This window comes from Bradyrhizobium sp. SZCCHNR1002, from assembly GCF_032381435.1.
Classification (GTDB): Bacteria; Pseudomonadota; Alphaproteobacteria; order Rhizobiales; family Xanthobacteraceae; genus Bradyrhizobium; species Bradyrhizobium aeschynomenes.
The window spans coordinates 118622-136371 of the sequence record NZ_JAUHIS010000001.1; the positions used below are offsets into that span (position 1 = coordinate 118622).

At 66.2% G+C, this 17750-nt stretch carries 14 protein-coding genes and 1 pseudogene; 9 read left to right on the top strand and 6 right to left on the bottom strand.

The features are described 5' to 3' along the window. The 3 genes from QX108_RS00565 to QX108_RS00575 form a co-directional block, all read right to left on the bottom strand. Complete coding sequence (locus QX108_RS00565; protein WP_315784993.1) at positions 1 to 1284, bottom strand: MFS transporter; 1284 nt, start codon at positions 1282 to 1284, stop codon at positions 1 to 3. A gap of 86 nt (positions 1285 to 1370) precedes the next feature. After that, positions 1371 to 2558, bottom strand: coding sequence for an acetyl-CoA C-acyltransferase (locus QX108_RS00570; protein WP_315784990.1), 1188 nt, complete (start codon positions 2556 to 2558; stop codon positions 1371 to 1373). A 139-nt stretch (positions 2559 to 2697) separates the two neighbouring features. Next, on the bottom strand, positions 2698 to 3468 hold the full coding sequence (locus tag QX108_RS00575) for an enoyl-CoA hydratase (protein ID WP_315784987.1): 771 nt from the start codon (positions 3466 to 3468) through the stop codon (positions 2698 to 2700). 151 nt (positions 3469 to 3619) lie between these two features. Here QX108_RS00575 and QX108_RS00580 point away from each other — a divergent pair, with 151 nt between their 5' ends. The 9 genes and pseudogenes from QX108_RS00580 to QX108_RS00620 all read left to right on the top strand — a co-directional run bounded on the left by QX108_RS00580 (position 3620) and on the right by QX108_RS00620 (position 13892). Continuing rightward, positions 3620 to 4276 (top strand): TetR/AcrR family transcriptional regulator, encoded by a 657-nt coding sequence (locus QX108_RS00580; protein WP_315719597.1) that lies wholly within the window; start codon positions 3620 to 3622, stop codon positions 4274 to 4276. Between the two features lie 164 nt (positions 4277 to 4440). Next, entirely contained in the window at positions 4441 to 5937 is a 1497-nt protein-coding gene (locus tag QX108_RS00585; protein ID WP_315784984.1) for a CoA-acylating methylmalonate-semialdehyde dehydrogenase, read from the top strand. 169 nt (positions 5938 to 6106) lie between these two features. After that, on the top strand, positions 6107 to 7252 hold the full coding sequence (locus QX108_RS00590) for an isobutyryl-CoA dehydrogenase (protein WP_315784981.1): 1146 nt from the start codon (positions 6107 to 6109) through the stop codon (positions 7250 to 7252). Continuing rightward, the gene (locus QX108_RS00595) at positions 7249 to 8325 is read left to right on the top strand and encodes an enoyl-CoA hydratase/isomerase family protein (protein ID WP_315784978.1); all 1077 of its coding nucleotides are present in this window, start codon (positions 7249 to 7251) and stop codon (positions 8323 to 8325) included. Before QX108_RS00590 ends, QX108_RS00595 begins: the two co-directional genes overlap by 4 nt. 18 nt (positions 8326 to 8343) lie before the next feature. Beyond that, positions 8344 to 9243: pseudogene (mmsB, locus tag QX108_RS00600) on the top strand (3-hydroxyisobutyrate dehydrogenase); the annotation flags it as partial. Beyond that, positions 9243 to 10970, top strand: a complete 1728-nt coding sequence (locus tag QX108_RS00605; RefSeq protein WP_315784975.1) for an AMP-binding protein — start codon at positions 9243 to 9245, stop codon at positions 10968 to 10970. The pseudogene mmsB and the gene QX108_RS00605, both read left to right, overlap by 1 nt. 7 nt (positions 10971 to 10977) lie before the next feature. Then, entirely contained in the window at positions 10978 to 11454 is a 477-nt protein-coding gene (locus tag QX108_RS00610; protein ID WP_315784972.1) for a MaoC family dehydratase, read from the top strand. 137 nt (positions 11455 to 11591) lie between these two features. Then, positions 11592 to 12509, top strand: coding sequence for an SDR family NAD(P)-dependent oxidoreductase (locus QX108_RS00615; RefSeq protein WP_315784969.1), 918 nt, complete (start codon positions 11592 to 11594; stop codon positions 12507 to 12509). A 156-nt stretch (positions 12510 to 12665) separates the two neighbouring features. Further along, positions 12666 to 13892, top strand: a complete 1227-nt coding sequence (locus QX108_RS00620; RefSeq protein ID WP_315784966.1) for a TIGR03862 family flavoprotein — start codon at positions 12666 to 12668, stop codon at positions 13890 to 13892. 269 nt (positions 13893 to 14161) lie between these two features. On the opposite strand, the gene QX108_RS00625 is transcribed toward QX108_RS00620, so the two are convergent. From QX108_RS00625 to QX108_RS00635, 3 genes are all read right to left on the bottom strand, one after another. Continuing rightward, positions 14162 to 15241 carry a D-TA family PLP-dependent enzyme gene (locus QX108_RS00625; protein WP_315784963.1) on the bottom strand — a complete coding sequence of 360 codons (1080 nt, stop codon included), beginning with the start codon at positions 15239 to 15241 and terminating at the stop codon, positions 14162 to 14164. Between the two features lie 140 nt (positions 15242 to 15381). Continuing rightward, positions 15382 to 17208: an ABC-F family ATP-binding cassette domain-containing protein gene (locus QX108_RS00630; protein WP_315719608.1), complete on the bottom strand. Its 1827-nt coding sequence runs from the start codon at positions 17206 to 17208 to the stop codon at positions 15382 to 15384. Positions 17209 to 17213: 5 nt separating this feature from the next. Further along, positions 17214 to 17708: a YaiI/YqxD family protein gene (locus tag QX108_RS00635; RefSeq protein WP_315784960.1), complete on the bottom strand. Its 495-nt coding sequence runs from the start codon at positions 17706 to 17708 to the stop codon at positions 17214 to 17216. Between the last annotated feature and the right edge of the window lie 42 nt (positions 17709 to 17750).

Here is a 17750-nt window from a genome sequence, read left to right on the forward strand (position 1 = left end):
TTACGCCGCGGCAGGCTTCGCCTGCCGCGCGATGGCGAGCGCAAGCAGCGCCGCGATGATGCAGAGCGCACCGGCGATGAAGAACGCCGGCAGGTAGCTCTGCAGCAGCGTGCGCGACAGGCCGGCGCCGAAGGCTGCGGTGCCGGCGCCGAGCTGATGTCCGGCAAACACCCAGCCGAACACCAGATTGGCGCGCTCCGGCCCGAACCGCTGCGCCGTCAGCCGCACCGTCGGCGGCACGGTCGCGATCCAGTCGAGGCCGTAAAACATCGCGAACAGCGACAGGCCATAGAACGAGAAGTCGGTGAACGGCAGGAACAGCAGCGAGAGTCCGCGCAGGCCGTAGTACCAGAACAACAGCCAGCGATTGTCGTAGCGGTCCGACAGCCAGCCCGACACGATGGTGCCGACGAAGTCGAACATGCCCATCGCGGCGAGCAGGCTTGCCGCCTGGACCTGCGGGATGCCGAAGTCGAGGCACATGGGGATCAGGTGCACCTGGACCAGGCCGTTGGTCGAGGCGCCGCAGATGAAGAAGGTCGCGAACAGCATCCAGAACACCGGCACCCGCACCGCATCGCGCAGGGTGCCGAGCGCGGCGGCGAGGATCGGCGTGGTCACAGGGGCGGGCGCCGCGATCGGATCGGTGCCGTTGTCGCCGAATGGGCGCAGACCGAGATCGCTTGGCCGGTCGCGCATCAAGAGCAGCACGGCGGTCGCGGAGACGCCGAGCGCGAGGCAGACCAGCGCCAGCGCCGTGCGCCAGCCGAGCCGTTCGGTGAGGCTGGCGAGCAGCGGCAGGAACACCAACTGCCCGGTGGCGACGCTGGCGGTGAGGATGCCGACGACGAGGCCCCGGCGCGCGACGAACCACCTCGTGGCGATGGTCGCGCCGAGCACCAGCGCGGTCATGCCGGTGCCGAGGCCGATCACCACGCCCCACAGCAACACGAGGTGCCAGACCTCGGTCATCGCGAGCGAGGCCAGCAGCGCCGAGACCACGATCAATTGGGCCAGCAGCGTGATGTTGCGCAGGCCGTAGCGGTTCAGAAGGGCGGCGGCGAACGGTGCCATCAGCCCGAACAGCACGAAACGGATCGACAGCGCCGAGGAGATCTCCGCGGTGCTCCAGCCGAACTCGTGCTGCAAAGGCACGATGAACACGCCGGGCGCCCCCACCGTGCCGGCGGAAACCAGCGCCGTGAAGAAGGTGACGGCGACCATCACCCAGCCATAGTGGATGTTGCGCCGTCCGAGGGCTGCGGCAAGCTGATTGGAGATCATGCGGTTCTCGTGAGGCTAGGAAACGGCGTCCAGTCTGGCAGACGGCGCAGGTGACATAAATGGCAAAGTTCCCTCGTTTCAGGACATCACGGCCGCTCCACCGCGATCGCCGTGGCCTCGCCGCCGCCGATGCACAGCGCGGCGATACCGCGTTTCAGGCCACGGGCCTGCATCGCATGCAGCAGCGTCACGATCAGCCGCGCGCCGGTGGCGCCGATGGGATGGCCGAGCGCGCAGGCGCCGCCATTGACGTTCAGCTTGTCGCGGGGAATGCCGAGGTCGCGCTGCGCGGCCATCGCGACGACAGCGAACGCCTCGTTGATCTCGAACAAATCGACGTCCTCGACGCGCCAGCCGACCTTGTCGAGCAGCTTACGGATCGCCGGGATCGGCGCCGTCGTGAACCATTGCGGCTCCTGGCTGTGGGTCGCGTGCCCCTTGATCTCGGCGATCACGGGAAGGCCGTCGCGCTCGGCGCGTGATCGTGCCGTAAGCACGAGCGCCGCGGCGCCGTCGGCATTGGCGGAGGACGCCGCCGGCGTGATCGTGCCGTCCTTGCGGAAGGCCGGCTTCAGTGCCGGAATCTTGGCAGGATCGACCTTGAGCGGATGCTCGTCATGGGTGACCAGCCGCGGGCCGGATCTTTCCGTCAGCGTGATCGGTGCGATCTCGGCCACGAACGCGCCGCTCTCGACTGCCTTGCGGGCGCGCGTCAGCGTCTCGACAGCGTAGGCGTCCTGATCGGCACGGGTGAACTGATAGGCTTCGGCGGTGGCCTCACCAAAGTCGCCCATGGAGCGGCCGGTGTCGTAGGCGTCCTCCAGCCCGTCCAGCATCATGTGGTCGAGGATGCGGTCGTGGCCGGCGCGATAGCCGCCGCGCGCCTTGGCCAGCAGATAGGGCGCATTGCTCATGCTCTCCATGCCGCCGGACACGACGATCTCGGCCGAGCCGGCACGGATGATATCGTGCGCCAGCATCGTCGCCTTCATCCCGGAGCCGCAGACCTTGTTGATGGTGGTGGCGCCGGTCGCATCGGGCAGGCCAGCGCCGCGCGCGGCCTGTCGTGCCGGCGCCTGCCCCTGTCCGGCCGGCAGCACATTGCCCATCAACACCTCCTGCACCGCGTCAGCGGAGACGGCCGCCCGTTCCAGCGCGGCGTTGATCACGTGCGCGCCGAGCCGGTGCGCGCTGAGCGGCGACAACTCGCCCATGAAGCGGCCGAGGGGCGTGCGAGCGGCGGACAAGATGACGACGGGATCGGACGATGCCATGGCTGGCTCCCTGATTGGATTATCATCATCATATAATGTCGCCATGGAAAAGAAAACCCCGGCAAGTTCTCTCAACATCTTCCGAAGACGACGCGACATTGCCGGGGGCTGCAGTCGGAAACTTTGCGAAAATTGCGCCCTAGCGCTTGCGATCGATGAAGTGCTGCATCAGCCGCTTGGGCTCGTCGGTCAGGAACGATCGTCCGAAGGCGCCGATCGACACCTCGATCGACTCCTTCAGCGGCAGATCCTCCCATTGCCGCAGCAGGGCCTTCTGCGCCCGCAATGCTTCGGGACCGCAGGCGAGCAGCGATGCAATGACCTTCTCGACCGCGTTATCGAGCTCTCCTTCGGCCGCAACCAAGTCGACGAGTCCCCAGGCGAGCGCGGTCGGCGCATCGATCGTCTCGGCTGTCATCACCAGCCATCGCGTGCGGCCCCAGCCGATCAACCGTGGCAGCAACGCGGCATGAATGACCGAGGGGATGCCGACGCGCACCTCGGGCATGCCGAATCTGGCGTCATGGGAGGCAACTCGGATGTCGCAGGCTGCCGCGACTTCCAGGCCACCGCCGAGGCACCAGCCCGGCATTCGCGCGATCACGGGCACTGGAAAGTTCCGAACCGCCTCGCATAGTCCGGCCAGGCGCGAGATGAACGCCTCTGCCGAGGCTTGATCGAGCGTCGCCATCTCCTTGATGTCGGCGCCGCCGATCATGCTCTTCTCACTTTCTCCCGCCAGCACGAGCGCGCGAATGCTGGCGTCGGAGGCGAGTGATTGCAGTCCGGCTTGTATGCCAAGGATGGCCGCCGAGCCGAGAATGTTCAGCGCGCCGGCATGGCAGATCGTCAGCCGGACCACGCCGCGGGCGTCGCGACTCACGCCGCAGTGAGAATTGAGCATGTCCATGGCCGGCCTCGTCGGGTTGTTGGGCGTGAAAGTCGCGGGAATAAATCAGGCCAGCGAAGTTGATTTAGATCAACTCGAATTCATCAAATAGCTGCAGCGAGCAGGGCGCAGAGCTGCTATTGTATGACCTCAGACATTCAATGGGACGGCAATGCGCTACTCTCCGGAACACAAGGCGGAAACCCACGCGCGAATCGTGCGCAAGGCGTCAGTGCGGCTGCGGGAGAAGGGCGCTCACGGGGTCGGTGTTGCCGATCTGATGAAAGAGGCCGGGCTCACCCATGGCGGCTTCTACGCCCATTTCGAATCGCGCGAGGCGCTGGTCGTCGAGGCGTTCGGCTATGCGATCGACCGTTCGGTCGAGCGCTGGCGCAAACTGTTGGAAGAGCTGCCGCCACAAAAGCGGCTCGCCGCGATCGTCGACGGCTACCTGTCGCCCGAGCATCGCGATGATCCTGGCCATGGCTGCGCGGTGCCGGCGCTCGGCGCCGAGATCGCGCGCGAGAGCGCCAGGACGCGCAAGGCTTTCGCAGCGAAGCTGGAAGAGCTGATCGACCTGTTCGCCGATTACATCATCGACGTGCCGCGCAAGACCGCGCGCAAGCGGGCCTCCGCGATGCTCGCGACCTTGATGGGGACCATCGTCATGGCGCGGGTCACCGGAAGCGGCCAATTATCCGACGAGATCCTGAACTCCGGACGCGAGGTGGCTCTGGCGATCGCCACGGACGGTGCGCCGGCCGGCAAGCCGCCGGCGCGGGGGGCGGCGAAGAAGGCGGCAAAAAAGCCGGCGTCCGCGAAGCGCTGAGCCTGTGGCCCGCGGGGGGCGCCGCGTCCGAGCGCGCGTTTGACGGGGAAGCGAAGGGGCGGCATTTTCGCAGCGCCGGTCAGCGCTTAGACCCTTCCCAAACGCCGCAAAGACTGCAAGATGCCGGCCAAATCGGCACTGCTTACCCCTTGCGGAGGATACCCATGCGTTCGATCGGTCATTTCATTGGCGGCAAAGAGGTCAAGGGCACGTCTGGACGGACGGCCGACGTCTTCGAGCCGATGACCGGTGACGTCCAGGCGAAGGTCGCCTTGGCCTCGCGCGCCGAGCTCCGGGCCGCCGTGGAGAATGCCAAGGCCGCGCAGCCGGCCTGGGCCGCGACCAACCCGCAGCGCCGGGCCCGCGTGATGATGAAGTTTTTGGAACTCGCCCAGCGCGACTACGACCAGCTCGCCGAGCTGCTGGCACGCGAGCACGGCAAGACCATTCCGGACGCCAAGGGCGACATCCAGCGCGGCCTCGAAGTGGTCGAGTTCGCCTGCGGCATTCCGCACCTGATGAAGGGCGAATACACCGAGGGCGCCGGTCCCGGCATCGACATCTATTCGATGCGTCAGCCGCTCGGTGTCGTTGCCGGCATCACGCCGTTCAATTTCCCGGCGATGATTCCGATGTGGAAGTTCGCCCCCGCCATCGCCTGCGGCAATGCCTTCATCCTCAAGCCGAGCGAGCGTGACCCGGGCGTGCCGATGAAGCTCGCCGAGCTGATGATCGAGGCCGGCCTGCCGCCGGGCATCCTCAACGTCGTCAACGGCGACAAGGAGGCGGTCGACGCCATCCTGGAGGATCCCGATATCATGGCGGTGGGCTTCGTCGGCTCGTCGCCGATCGCGCAGTACATCTATGAGCGCGCCGCTGCCCACGGCAAGCGCTGCCAGTGCTTCGGCGGCGCCAAGAACCACGCCATCATCATGCCCGACGCCGACCTCGACCAGGCGGTCGATGCGCTGATCGGCGCCGGCTACGGCTCGGCCGGCGAGCGCTGCATGGCGGTCTCGGTCGCGGTGCCCGTCGGCAAGACCACTGCGGATCGGCTGATGGACAAGCTGATCCCGCGCGTCGAAGCCCTGAAGATCGGCACCTCGGTGGATCCGTCGGCCGATTTCGGCCCGCTGGTGACCCGCGAGGCGGTCGAGCGTGTGAAGAACTATGTCGATATCGGCGTCAAGGAAGGCGCGACGCTCGCCGTCGACGGCCGCGGCTTCAAGATGCAGGGCTACGAGAACGGCTTCTACATGGGCGGCTGCCTGTTCGACAACGTCACCAAGGACATGCGGATCTACAAGGAAGAGATCTTCGGCCCCGTCCTATCGGTTGTGCGTGCCAAGGATTACGCCGAGGCGCTGGCGCTGCCGTCGGATCACGACTACGGCAACGGCGTTGCGATCTTCACCCGCGACGGAGACGCCGCGCGCGACTTCGCGGCCAAGGTCAATGTCGGCATGGTCGGCATCAACGTGCCGATCCCGGTGCCGATCGCCTACTACACCTTCGGCGGCTGGAAGAAGTCGGGCTTCGGCGACCTGAACCAGCACGGGCCGGATTCGATCCGCTTCTACACCAAGACCAAGACCGTCACCTCGCGCTGGCCGTCCGGCGTCAAGGAAGGCGCGGAATTCTCGATCCCGCTGATGAAGTGACGACATATGGGAGCCGATGACGGCTCCCATTTTCGTCATTGCGGGCGAAGCGACGCAACCCAACCCAGGGCGTCGTCCATAAGTCTGGATTGCTTCGTCGCTTCGCTCCTCGCAATGACGGGGGCCGAGGACACGTCAACGAACAAAAACTTGGAAACGCGGAGAACGAATGCAGTTCGCTCTCGATGAGGATCAGATCGCGGTGCGCGAGATGGCGCGCGCGTTTGCGGCCGAGAAGATCGCCCCGCATGCGCTGCGCTGGGACGAGGAGAAGCATTTCCCGGTCGATGTGATGCGCGAGGCCGCCGCGCTCGGCATGGGCGGCATCTACATCCGCGACGATGTCGGCGGCTCCGGCCTGTCCCGGCTCGATGCCGCGCTGATCTTCGAGGCGCTGGCGACCGGCTGCCCGACGGTGTCGGCCTTCATTTCCATCCACAACATGGCGTCGTGGATGATCGACACCTTCGGCACCGAAGCGCAGCGCCAGGAATATCTGCCGAAGCTCTGCCCGATGGACCTGATCGCGAGCTACTGCCTGACCGAGCCGGGTGCCGGCTCGGACGCCGCCGCGCTGCGCACGCGCGCGGTACGCGACGGCGACGACTACGTGCTCAACGGCCAGAAGCAGTTCATCTCCGGCGCCGGCGCGACCGACATTCTCGTCGCGATGGTGCGCACGGGCGCCGATGGTCCCGGCGGCATCTCCACCCTCGTGATCAATGCCAAGACCCCTGGCGTGTCGTTCGGCGCCAACGAGCGCAAGATGGGCTGGAATGCACAGCCGACCCGCGCCGTGATCTTCGAGAATGCGCGTGTGCCCGTGGCCAACCGGCTCGGCGAGGAGGGTATCGGATTCAAGATCGCGATGGCCGGGCTCGACGGCGGCCGCCTCAACATTGCGGCGTGCTCGCTCGGCGGCGCGCAGGCGGCGCTCGACAAGACGCTGGCCTACACCAAAGAGCGCAAGGCGTTCGGCAAGCGGCTCGATGAATTCCAGGCGCTGCAATTCCGCATCGCCGACATGGCGATTGAACTCGAGGCGGCGCGGACGTTCCTGTGGCGAGCAGCGGCGGCGCTCGATCGGAAGGATCCGGATGCGACCATGCTGTGCGCGATGGCCAAGCGCTTCGGCACCGATGTCGGCTTCGATGTGGCCAACCAGGCGCTGCAGCTGCATGGCGGCTACGGCTACCTCAGTGAATACGGCATCGAGAAGATCGTCCGTGATCTGCGCGTGCACCAGATTCTCGAAGGCACCAACGAGATCATGCGCCTGATCGTGTCGCGCAAGCTGATCGAGGGCGCGCGATGAGCGACGTCATCGAAGGCGATCTGATCGTTCGGCGCGAAGGCTCGGCGGGCATCATCCGGCTGAATCGCCCAAAGGCGATCAACGCGATGACGCTGGAGATGTCGATGGGCATCGACGCGGCGCTCGATCAATTCGAGGCCGATCCTGCCGTCGCGGTGGTGGTGCTCGAAGGTGCGGGCGAGCGCGGGCTTTGCGCTGGCGGCGACATTCGCGGGCTCTATGAGAGCTCGAAGGTGAATGGCGACCTCGGAAAAGTGTTTTGGCGCCAGGAATACATCATGAACGCGCGCATTGCGGCGTTCCCGAAGCCCTATATCGCGTACATGGATGGCCTCGTCATGGGTGGCGGCGTCGGCCTGTCGGCGCATGGCCGGCATCGCATCGTCACCGAGAAGACCAAGCTCGCGATGCCCGAGGTCGGCCTCGGTTTCTTTCCAGACGTCGGCGGCACCTGGCTATTGGCGCGTGCGCCGGGCGAACTTGGCGCCTATTTCGGTTTGACCGGGCAGACCATGAATGGTCCCGACGCGATCCACGCGCGCTTTGCGGACGCCGTGGTGCCAACGGAGAAATGGCCGGCGCTGCGTGAGGTCCTGACCAAGGTCAGGCCGGGCACGCTCTCGGTCGAGATCGATCGGCTGATCGCAGGCTTTGCCGCGGGTGAGGCCGCCGGACCTGTCGCTGCGCGGCAGGCGAAGATCGATGCATGGTTCGCCCACGATAAGATGCACGATATCTTTGCGGCGCTGGAAGCCGATGGCTCCGAGCTTGCGTCGTCGACTCTGAAGACGTTGAAAGAGAAGTCGCCGCGCGGCATGGTGGTGACGCTCAAGCTGCTGCGGCTGGCGCGCGGAGCGACATCGTTGCAGGAGTGTCTGGTGCGCGAGTATCGCGCGGCGCTCGAAGTCTTCCGCAGCGACGATTTTCGCGAAGGTGTGCGCGCCGCGATCATCGACAAGGATCGCAATCCAAAATGGTCGCCGCCGGATGTCGATCAGGTGACGCCGGAGATGCTGGCGCCGTATCTCGCCGAGATCGGCGCCGACGAGCTGACATTTCCGCAAACGAGATAACAAGCAGTCGAGGGGAGAGAACGAACCATGGCAACGATCGCATTCATCGGCCTCGGCAACATGGGCGGCCCGATGGCCGCCAATCTCGTCAAGGCCGGCCACAAGGTGGTCGCGTTCGATCTGGTCGAGGCCTCGCGTGCGCAGGCCAAGGCCGATGGCGCCGAGATCGCCGACAGCGCCGTTGCGGCGGTGAAGGGCGCCGACGCCGTCGTCACCATGCTGCCGGCCGGCAAGCATGTGCTGGCGGTCTGGAACGAGATCGTGCCCGCGATGGCGAAGGGCGCCCTGATCATCGATTCCTCGACCATCGACGTCGAGAGCGCGCGTGCCGCGCATGCGCTGGCGGCCAAGCATGGCATTGCGGCTGTGGATGCGCCGGTGTCCGGCGGCACGGGCGGGGCCAAGGCGGCGACGCTGACCTTCATGTGCGGTGGCGAGGAGGGCGCATTTGCCGCAGCCAAACCGATCCTCGAAAAGATGGGTAAGAAGATCGTCCATTGCGGCGGCGCGGGCGCAGGCCAGGCGGCCAAGATCTGCAACAACATGATCCTGGGCATCTCGATGATCGCGGTCGGCGAGGCCTTTGCGCTGGGCGAGAAGCTCGGCCTGTCGCATCAGGCGCTGTTCGACGTTGCCTCGACCTCGTCGGGCCAGTGCTGGTCGCTGACGTCCTATTGCCCGGTGCCGGGCCCGGTGCCGGCCTCACCGGCCAACAACGACTACAAGCCGGGCTTCGCCACCGCGCTGATGCTGAAGGATCTCACGCTGTCGCAGGATGCTGCGAAGGCCGCCGGCGCGGCGACCCCGCTCGGCCAGCACGCGCAGGAGATCTACAAGGCGTTCGACGCAGCCGGCCATGGCGGCGTCGATTTTTCGGGGATCATTCAGCACGTCCGCAAGCTCGCCGGGACCAATTGATGACGACATTCAAGGACGCACGCGCGTTTCTGCTGGCGCATCGCACCGACTACGATGCCGCCGTGAAGGGTTTTCGCTGGCCCGATCCGGTGCCGTTCAACTGGGCGCTCGACTGGTTCGATGCCGAGCTCGCCTCCGATCCCGAGAGCCGCGAGCGCACCGCGCTGTGGATCTTCGATGCCGCGCAGGATCGCCAGACGAAGCTGTCCTTCGCCGCGCTGTCGCGGCGCTCCAACCAGGTCGCCAACTTCCTGCGTGCGCAAGGCTTGAAGCGCGGCGATCATCTGCTGCTGCTGCTCGGCAATGTCGTGCCGCTGTGGGAGACGATGCTGGCGGCGATGAAGCTCGGCGTGGTCGTGATTCCAGCGACCACGCTGCTGACGACCGACGAATTGCGCGACCGTCTCGAGCGTGGCCGCGCGAAGGCTGTCGTCGCCGCGCAGGACCAGGTCGCGAAGTTCGCCGATCTCGGCGCGGATGATTTGGTTCGGATCGTCGTGGGGACGACGACATCGGCCGGCTGGCTGCCGTTCGAGCAGGCGGCCGATGCCGCCGAGGCATTCACGCCGGATGGTCCGACACAGCCTGATGATCCGATGCTGCTGTATTTCACCTCCGGCACGACGGCCAAGCCGAAGCTGGTGCGGCATAGCCATCGCAGCTATCCGGTCGGCCATCTCTCGACGATGTACTGGCTCGGGCTGCAGCCGGGCGACGTGCATCTCAACATCTCCTCGCCGGGCTGGGCCAAGCACGCCTGGAGCTGCTTCTTCTCGCCGTGGAATGCCGGCGCGACCGTGTTCGTGGTCAACCAGCCGCGCTTCGACGCCAAGGGGCTGCTCGCGATCATCAAGCGCTGCGGCGTGACGACCTTGTGCGCGCCGCCGACAGTGTGGCGGCTGTTCATTCAGGAGCATCTCGCCGACTTCAAAGTCAGCCTGCGCGAGGCGTGCGGCGCCGGCGAGCCGCTCAATCCCGAGGTCATCGATCAGGTCCGCGCCGCCTGGGGGCTGACGATTCGCGATGGCTACGGCCAGACCGAGACCGCCGCGATCTGCGGCAACTCGCCGGGTCAGAAGCTGAAAATCGGCTCGATGGGTCGGCCGTTGCCGGGCTACCGCGTCGAGGTTGCCGACATCGACGGCAATCTGGCGAGCGAAGGCGAGATCACCTTGGCGCTGACGGGTGAGCGTCCGGCCGGGCTGATGCAAGGCTATCAAGGCGACGACGGCAGGCTGTCGGGCGCGGACGGCACGCGCTATCGCACCGGCGACGTCGTGTTCCGGGACGAAGAGGGTTACCTCACCTTCGTCGGTCGCTCCGATGACGTGTTCAAATCCTCCGACTATCGCATCTCGCCGTTCGAGCTCGAGAGCGTGCTGCTGGAGCACGAGGCAGTGGCCGAGGCCGCCGTCGTGCCGAGCCCGGATCCGATCCGGCTCGCGATCCCCAAGGCCTATGTGTTGCTGACATCAGGCGCGGAGCGATCGCGCGCGACGGCGCTGTCGATCTTCGAGCATCTGCAGGCGCGTCTCGCACCGTTCAAGCGCATCCGCCGGCTCGAGCTCGTCAGCGAACTGCCGAAGACAATCTCCGGAAAAATCCGCCGCGTACAGCTGCGCCGGCTCGAGCACGAGGACAACCGCACGGACCATCTGCGCGGCACGGAATTCAAGGAAGAGGACTTCCCGGAGTTGAAGACGCGGCCGTCCGGGCACGAGGTATAGGGAACGCATGAACCAGATCTGGAAGAAGCCGCCGATTTCGCTTGCAGCCTATCAGGCCATGGTCGGCCAGGAGATCGGCGTGTCGTCATGGCACGTGCTCGATCAGAAGAGGATCGATACCTATGCCGACGTGATCGAAGATCATCAGTTCATCCATGTCGATTCTGGCAAGGCCAAGGCCACGCCGTTCGGCACCACCATCGCACACGGCTTTCTGACGATGTCGCTGCTGTCGGTCATGTCCTACGAGGTCATGCCGGCGATCGAGGGCACGGCGATGGGTGTCAATTACGGTTTTGACAAGCTGCGCTTCATTTCGCCGGTGAAATCAGGCAAGCGCGTGCGTGGCCGCTTTGTGCTCGCGGAAGCCACGCTGCGCAAGCCTAAGGAGTTGCAGTCGCGCACCAACGTTACGGTCGAGATCGAGGGCGAGGAGAAGCCCGCGCTGGTCGCCGACTGGATTGGACTGATCTATCTGAGCTAACACTCTTCGTCACAACCCCACTCTTTGTCATCGCCGGGCTTGACCCGGCGATCCATCAAGACCGAGAGTCTTTCGAAGTGGATGGATGCCCGGGTCAAGCCCGGGCATGACGAGCTGAAACCGTAGGGCAGATCATCATGGCAATCAGATTCGACGGACGCGTCGCCATCGTCACCGGCGCAGGGAATGGTCTCGGGCGCGCGCATGCGCTGGGGCTGGCGAGCCGCGGCGCCAAGGTCGTGGTCAATGATTTCGGCGGCGCGCGCGACGGCACCGGCGGCTCGATGACCGCGGCGGAGACCGTGGTCGAGGAGATCCGGAAGGCCGGCGGCACCGCGATGGCCGACGGCGCCGACGTCTCGAACTTCGAGCAGGTCACCGCGATGGTCGAGCGCGCCACCAAGGAATGGGGCAGCGTCGACATCATGTGCGCCAATGCCGGCATCCTCAGAGACAAGTCGTTCGGCAAGATGGAGGTCGGCGATTTCGCCAAGGTGCTCGACGTGCATCTGGTCGGCAGCTTCTACTGCTGCAAGGCAGTGTGGAACGGCATGCGCGAGCGCAACTACGGCCGCATCGTGCTGACGACGTCGTCCTCCGGCCTATTCGGCAATTTCGGCCAGGCCAATTACGGCGCGGCCAAAACAGGGATGGTCGGCCTGATGAACGTGCTGGCCGAGGAGGGCCGCAAGACCAACATCCGCGTCAACATCATCTCGCCGACGGCCGCGACCCGCATGACCGAAGAACTGCTGCCGCCGCAGGCGCTGCAGCTGATGAAGCCGGAATCGATCACGCCGGCGGTGGAATATCTCCTCGGCGAGGACGCGCCCACCCGCACCATCATGGGCGCCGGCGCCGGCTCGTTCGCGGTCATCAAGATCCTGGAGAGCGAAGGCATCAACCTGCCCCCGGAGGAGTGGACGCCGGACGCGATCGCGGCGCACTTTGCCGAGATCAGCGACATGTCGAAGGCGCGGGCCCTGCAGGGTGCGTTCGAGCAGACGCAGAAATATGTCTCGCAGGCCGCGGCCCGGTTGGGGATCAAGCTTTAAGGCGCGAAGCCTGCCCCACACTCCGCCGTCATGGCCGGGCTTGACCCGGCCATCCATCACTTTTGGCACAGAACGCTTGGAGAGACGTGGATGCCCGGGTCAAGCCCGGGCATGACGACTTTTTGCATAACGACGGGCGCGGCCTAAACTGGCGACATGTCATCTTCAAAACAAATCGCCGTCATCGGAGCCGGCCCGGCCGGGCTGATGGCAGCCGAGGTGCTGGCCGAGGGCGGAGCCAGCGTCACCGTCTACGACGCGATGCCATCGGTAGCGCGCAAGTTCCTGATGGCGGGGCGAGGGGGCCTCAATCTCACGCATAGCGAAGAGCTGGCGGCATTCCTGTCGCGTTATCGCGAAGCCGCGCCCTGGCTTGTGCCGGCCATCCAGGCTTTTTCGCCGCAACAACTTCGCGAGTGGTGCGAAGCGTTGGGCCAGCCGACCTTCGTCGGCTCCTCGGGCCGCGTGTTTCCGGTTGCGATGAAAGCCTCGCCGCTGCTGCGCGCCTGGCTGCGCCGGCTCGACGCGCAGGGCGTGCGCTTCGAACTGCGGCATCGCTGGACCGGCTGGGACCAGCAGGGCCATCTCATCTTTGCAACGCCAAACGATCCACATACCATCGCAGCCGATGCGACGGTGCTCGCGCTCGGCGGCGCCTCCTGGCCGCGCCTCGGCTCCGACGGCGGCTGGGTGCCGATCCTCGCGGCGAAAGGCATCGCGATCGCGCCGCTCCGTCCGGCCAATTGCGGCTTCACCGTCGCCTGGTCCGACATCTTCCGCGACCGCTTCGAGGGCCAGCCGCTGAAGGGCATCGCGTTGTCGTTCGGAGAGCACAGCAGACGCGGCGAAACCGTGATCACGCGCAACGGCGTCGAGGGAGGCGCCGTCTACGCGCTGTCGGCCGAGTTGCGCGAGGCGATCGCTGTTCATGGCGAGGCGACGCTGCACGTCGCGCTGCGGCCCGATGTCGAGGCCGCTGATCTGATCAAGAAGCTCTCGGCCCCGCGCGGCAAGCAGTCGTTTTCGAATGTGCTGCGCAAGTCGCTGCAATTGTCACCGGTCGCGATCGGTCTGCTGCAGGAGGCGGCGAAGACACAAGGCCCGGCTCTGTCGTCGCTGTCGCCTGATCGCCTTGCGGCGCTGATCAACGCCGTACCAATCAAGCTGACAGGCACCGCCGGCCTCGCCCGCGCCATCTCCAGCGCCGGCGGCATCGCGCGTGATGAGCTCGATGCCGACTACATGCTGCGACGACTGCCGGGCGTGTTCGCCGCAGGCGAGATGCTGGACTGGGAAGCTCCGACCGGCGGTTATCTGCTGCAAGCCTCGTTCGCGACCGGCGTTGCCGCAGGGAAGGGCGCGTTGAAGTGGCTTAATTTGTAGGGTGGGCAAAGCGCAGCGTGCCCACCATCGATCGGCGTATTCGGCGGCAATACGGTGGGCACGTCATCGCGACTTGCGTATGACGCAGTACTACAGCCGCCGCCTTTGCCCAGCTTACGATTTGCCGCGCGGCCAGCTACGAACATCGCTGTCATTCCGGGGCGCCCTGAGGGCGAACCCGGAATCCATAACCACGATCGGGCGTATGGATTCCGGGCTCAGCCGCTGGCGCGGCTGCCCCGGAATGACGGGTAGAGAGGGTTGCGCCCTTACCGCAGCTTGCCGCGCGCCGCGACCGGCAGCGTGCCCAGGATCTCTTCGCCGCGGACCATCACGACCTCGTCCATCATGTTGACGACGACGCAGACGTGGTTCGGCACGATGCGGACGACGTCGCCGACATTGGGGCGCGTGTTGCTACGGGAGAGGTCGAGGAAGCCGTGCTCCTCGGCGAAGCGGGCGATCTTCGCTTCCGGGTGCTCGAGGATCAGGCCGTGGCCATCGAGGCCGCCCGTGTCCGTTGTCAGCGTCTTCGAGCCGGCATCGAGGATGCCGCGCTCGGGCGCGGCGCGGCTGACGACGGTGGAGTAGATGTGCAGCGCGCAGTCATCCCAGGTGGCAACGCCGGCGGCGACCTGCATGCGGTCGTTGTAGATGTAGGTGCCTGGGCGGTGCTCGGTGGCGCCCTCGAGCTTGCCAAGATTCTTCAGGTTCGGCGAGCCGCCGGTCGAGACGATGCTGGCCTCCAGACCTTCGGCGCGCACGCCGGCCAGCGCCTCGTCGTAAAAGCGTTGCGCCTCGTCCCAGCCGCTCTCGGTCGGATACAGCATGAAGCCGGCGAAGCGCAGGCCGTCGCTGGCCTTGATCTGCCGCGCCAGCTGGATCGCCTCGGCGGGCGTCTCGACGCCGGCGCGCTTGCGGCCGGTGTCGCATTCGACGACGACCGAGAGCGCGCGGCCCGACTGCTTGGCGGCCTGCGGCAGGCCGGCAATGACCGTCGCGTTGTCAGCGGCAACGGTCATATCGGCCTTGGCCTGCAGCGCGGCAAGCCGCGCCATCTTCTCCTCGCCGATCAGATTGTAGCTGATCAGGATGTTGGCGATGCCGGCGTCGGCCATGATCTCGGCCTCGCCGATCTTCTGGCAGGTGATGCCCTGCGCTCCGGCCTCGATCTGCAGCTTGGCCAGCACCGGGCTCTTGTGCGTCTTGATATGCGGCCGGTTGGCCACGCCGGCAGAGTCGCATTGCGCCTGGATGCGCGCGATGTTGCGCTCCACCTTGTCCATGTCGATGACGGCGCAGGGCGTGCCGTACTCCCGGGCGATTTTGGCGGCGAGCAGGGTCGTCATGTTGTTAGCTCCATCATCAACGGTGGCAGCGTGTGCCATCAATCGTAGGGTGGGCAAAGCGAAGCTTGCCCACCGTCTTCTGTTGCGCAAGGATTCGGTGGGCACGGCGCGTGCGCGCCTTTGCCCACCCTACGGCAGCGTCATCCGCCCTCGATCTCCTCGCGCAGCACTTCGAGCTCCAGCCAGCGGTCTTCGGCGGCGGTGAGTTCGGCTTGCGAGGTGGCGATGGCGAGGGACGCGGCATCGAATTTTTTGCGGTCCTTGGCGTAGAGTGCGGGGTCGGCGAGCACGGCCTGCTGCTTGGCGATCTCTCCTTGCAGCTTGGCGATCGTCTTCGGCAATGTTTCCAGCGCGTGCTTTTCGTTGAAGGACAGCTTGCGCTTCGGCGTACTCGCGGGCTGAGCTGCCGCCGGCTTGGTGTCCTTCTTTTCTTCAGCCGCCTTGTCTTCGGCTTTCTTGGCGTGCTCGCGCTTCAGATCGGCGCCGCGCTGAACCAGCATGTCGCTGTAGCCGCCGGCATATTCCTGCCATTTGCCGTTGCCCTCGGGCACGATCACCGAGGTGACGACGCGGTCGAGGAAGTCGCGGTCGTGGCTGATCAGGATGACGGTGCCCTCGTAGTCGCCGAGCATGTCCTCGAGCACATCCAGCGTCTCGAGGTCGAGATCGTTGGTTGGCTCGTCCAGCACCAAGAGGTTCGACGGCTTGGCCAGCGCGCGGGCCAGCATCAGCCGGCCGCGCTCGCCGCCGGAAAGCACCTCCAGCGGCGTGCGCATCTGCTCACGCGAGAACAGAAAATCCTCCATGTAGCCGACGACGTGCTTCGGCTTGCCGGCGACCATGACGTGATCGCCGCGGCCGCCGGTCAGCGCCTCGGCGAGCGTGGTGCGCGGGTCAAGGCTCTCGCGGTGCTGGTCGAGGGTCGCCGTCTCCAGATTGACGCCGAGCCGGATGCTGCCGCTGTCGGGCTCGCTGCCGCCGGTCAGCAGGTTGACCAGCGTGGTCTTGCCGGCACCGTTGGGGCCGACGATGCCGATGCGGTCGCCGCGCTGGATGCGGATGGAGAAATTGTCGACGATCTTGCGATCGCCATAACTCTTCGATGCGCCCTTCGCCTCGATCACCAGCTTGCCGGACTTGTCGGCCTCGGCGGCGGCGAGATTGGCGGCGCCCGCGGTGCCGCGATAATCGCGGCGCTGCTGGCGCAGGGCATGCAGATTGGCGAGCCGCTTGACGTTGCGCTTGCGCCGGCCGGAGACGCCGTAGCGCAGCCAATGCTCCTCGTTGACGATCTTGCGGTCGAGCTTGTGCTGCTCGCGCTCTTCCTCCGCCAGCACCTCGTCGCGCCATGCCTCGAAGGCCGCGAAGCCGCGATCGATCTGCTTGATCTGGCCGCGGTCGAGCCAGGCGGTGGCGCGCGACAGATTGGTCAGGAAGCGGCGGTCGTGGCTGATCAGCACCAGCGCGCAGCGGCGGCCGTCGAGCTCGTTCTCCAGCCACTCGATGGTGGTGAGGTCGAGATGGTTGGTCGGCTCGTCCAGCAGCAGGATGTCGGGATTGGGCGCGAGCACGCGCGCAAGCGCCGCGCGGCGCGCCTCGCCGCCGGAGACGTGCGCGGGGTCTTCTTCGCCCGTCAATCCGAGCTGCTCGACGAGATAGCGCGCCTGATAGTGATCGTCGCCAGGCCCGAGCCCGGCCTCGACATAGGAGAGCGTCGTCGCATGGCCGGAGAAGTCCGGCTCCTGCGGCAGATAGCGCACGGTGGCGCCGGGCTGCACGAAGCGCGTGCCGCTGTCGCAATCGACCAGACCCGCGGCGATCTTGAGCAGCGTTGACTTTCCTGAGCCGTTGCGGCCGATCAGGCAGACGCGCTCGCCGGGCGAGACGGAGAGCTCCACGCCTTGCAGCAGCGCGGTGCCGCCGAAGGTCAGGCGGATGTCTTTCAACTGGATGAGGGGCGGCGCCATGTCGCTTAGCTCTGTTGCTGGACCCGCGCGGCGCGTTGGCGCTGCACGCGGCGGATCGTGGTGTCGAGGGTGGAGAGGAACGTGGAGCGGTCGCGCGGCGTGAACGAGCGCGGGCCGCCGGTGACCTCTCCGGAGGAGCGCAGATCGGTCATCAGGTTGCGCACGGCGAGCGTCATGCCGATCGACTCCTCCGTGAACGGCTTGCCGTTTGGCGCGATCACGGCGCTGCCGGCCTTGACGCAGCGGCTCGCCAGCGGAATGTCCGCGGTGACGACGATGTCGTCGAGACCGGTGCGCTCGGCAATCCAGTCGTCCGCCGCATCCATGCCGCTGCCGGCCGCGATGCGCGTGATCAGGGGATCGTCGGGCACGCGGATGAAGCCGCCGGCGACGACGATCACCGGCAGGCCGTGCCGGATCGCGACGCGGTAGATTTCGTCCTTCACCGGGCAGGCGTCGGCGTCGACATAGATGGTGGTTGGGGCGGTTTCGGTCGTCATCGGGCCTTCATTCGGGATGGCCGGTTGGTACTCCATCGAGCC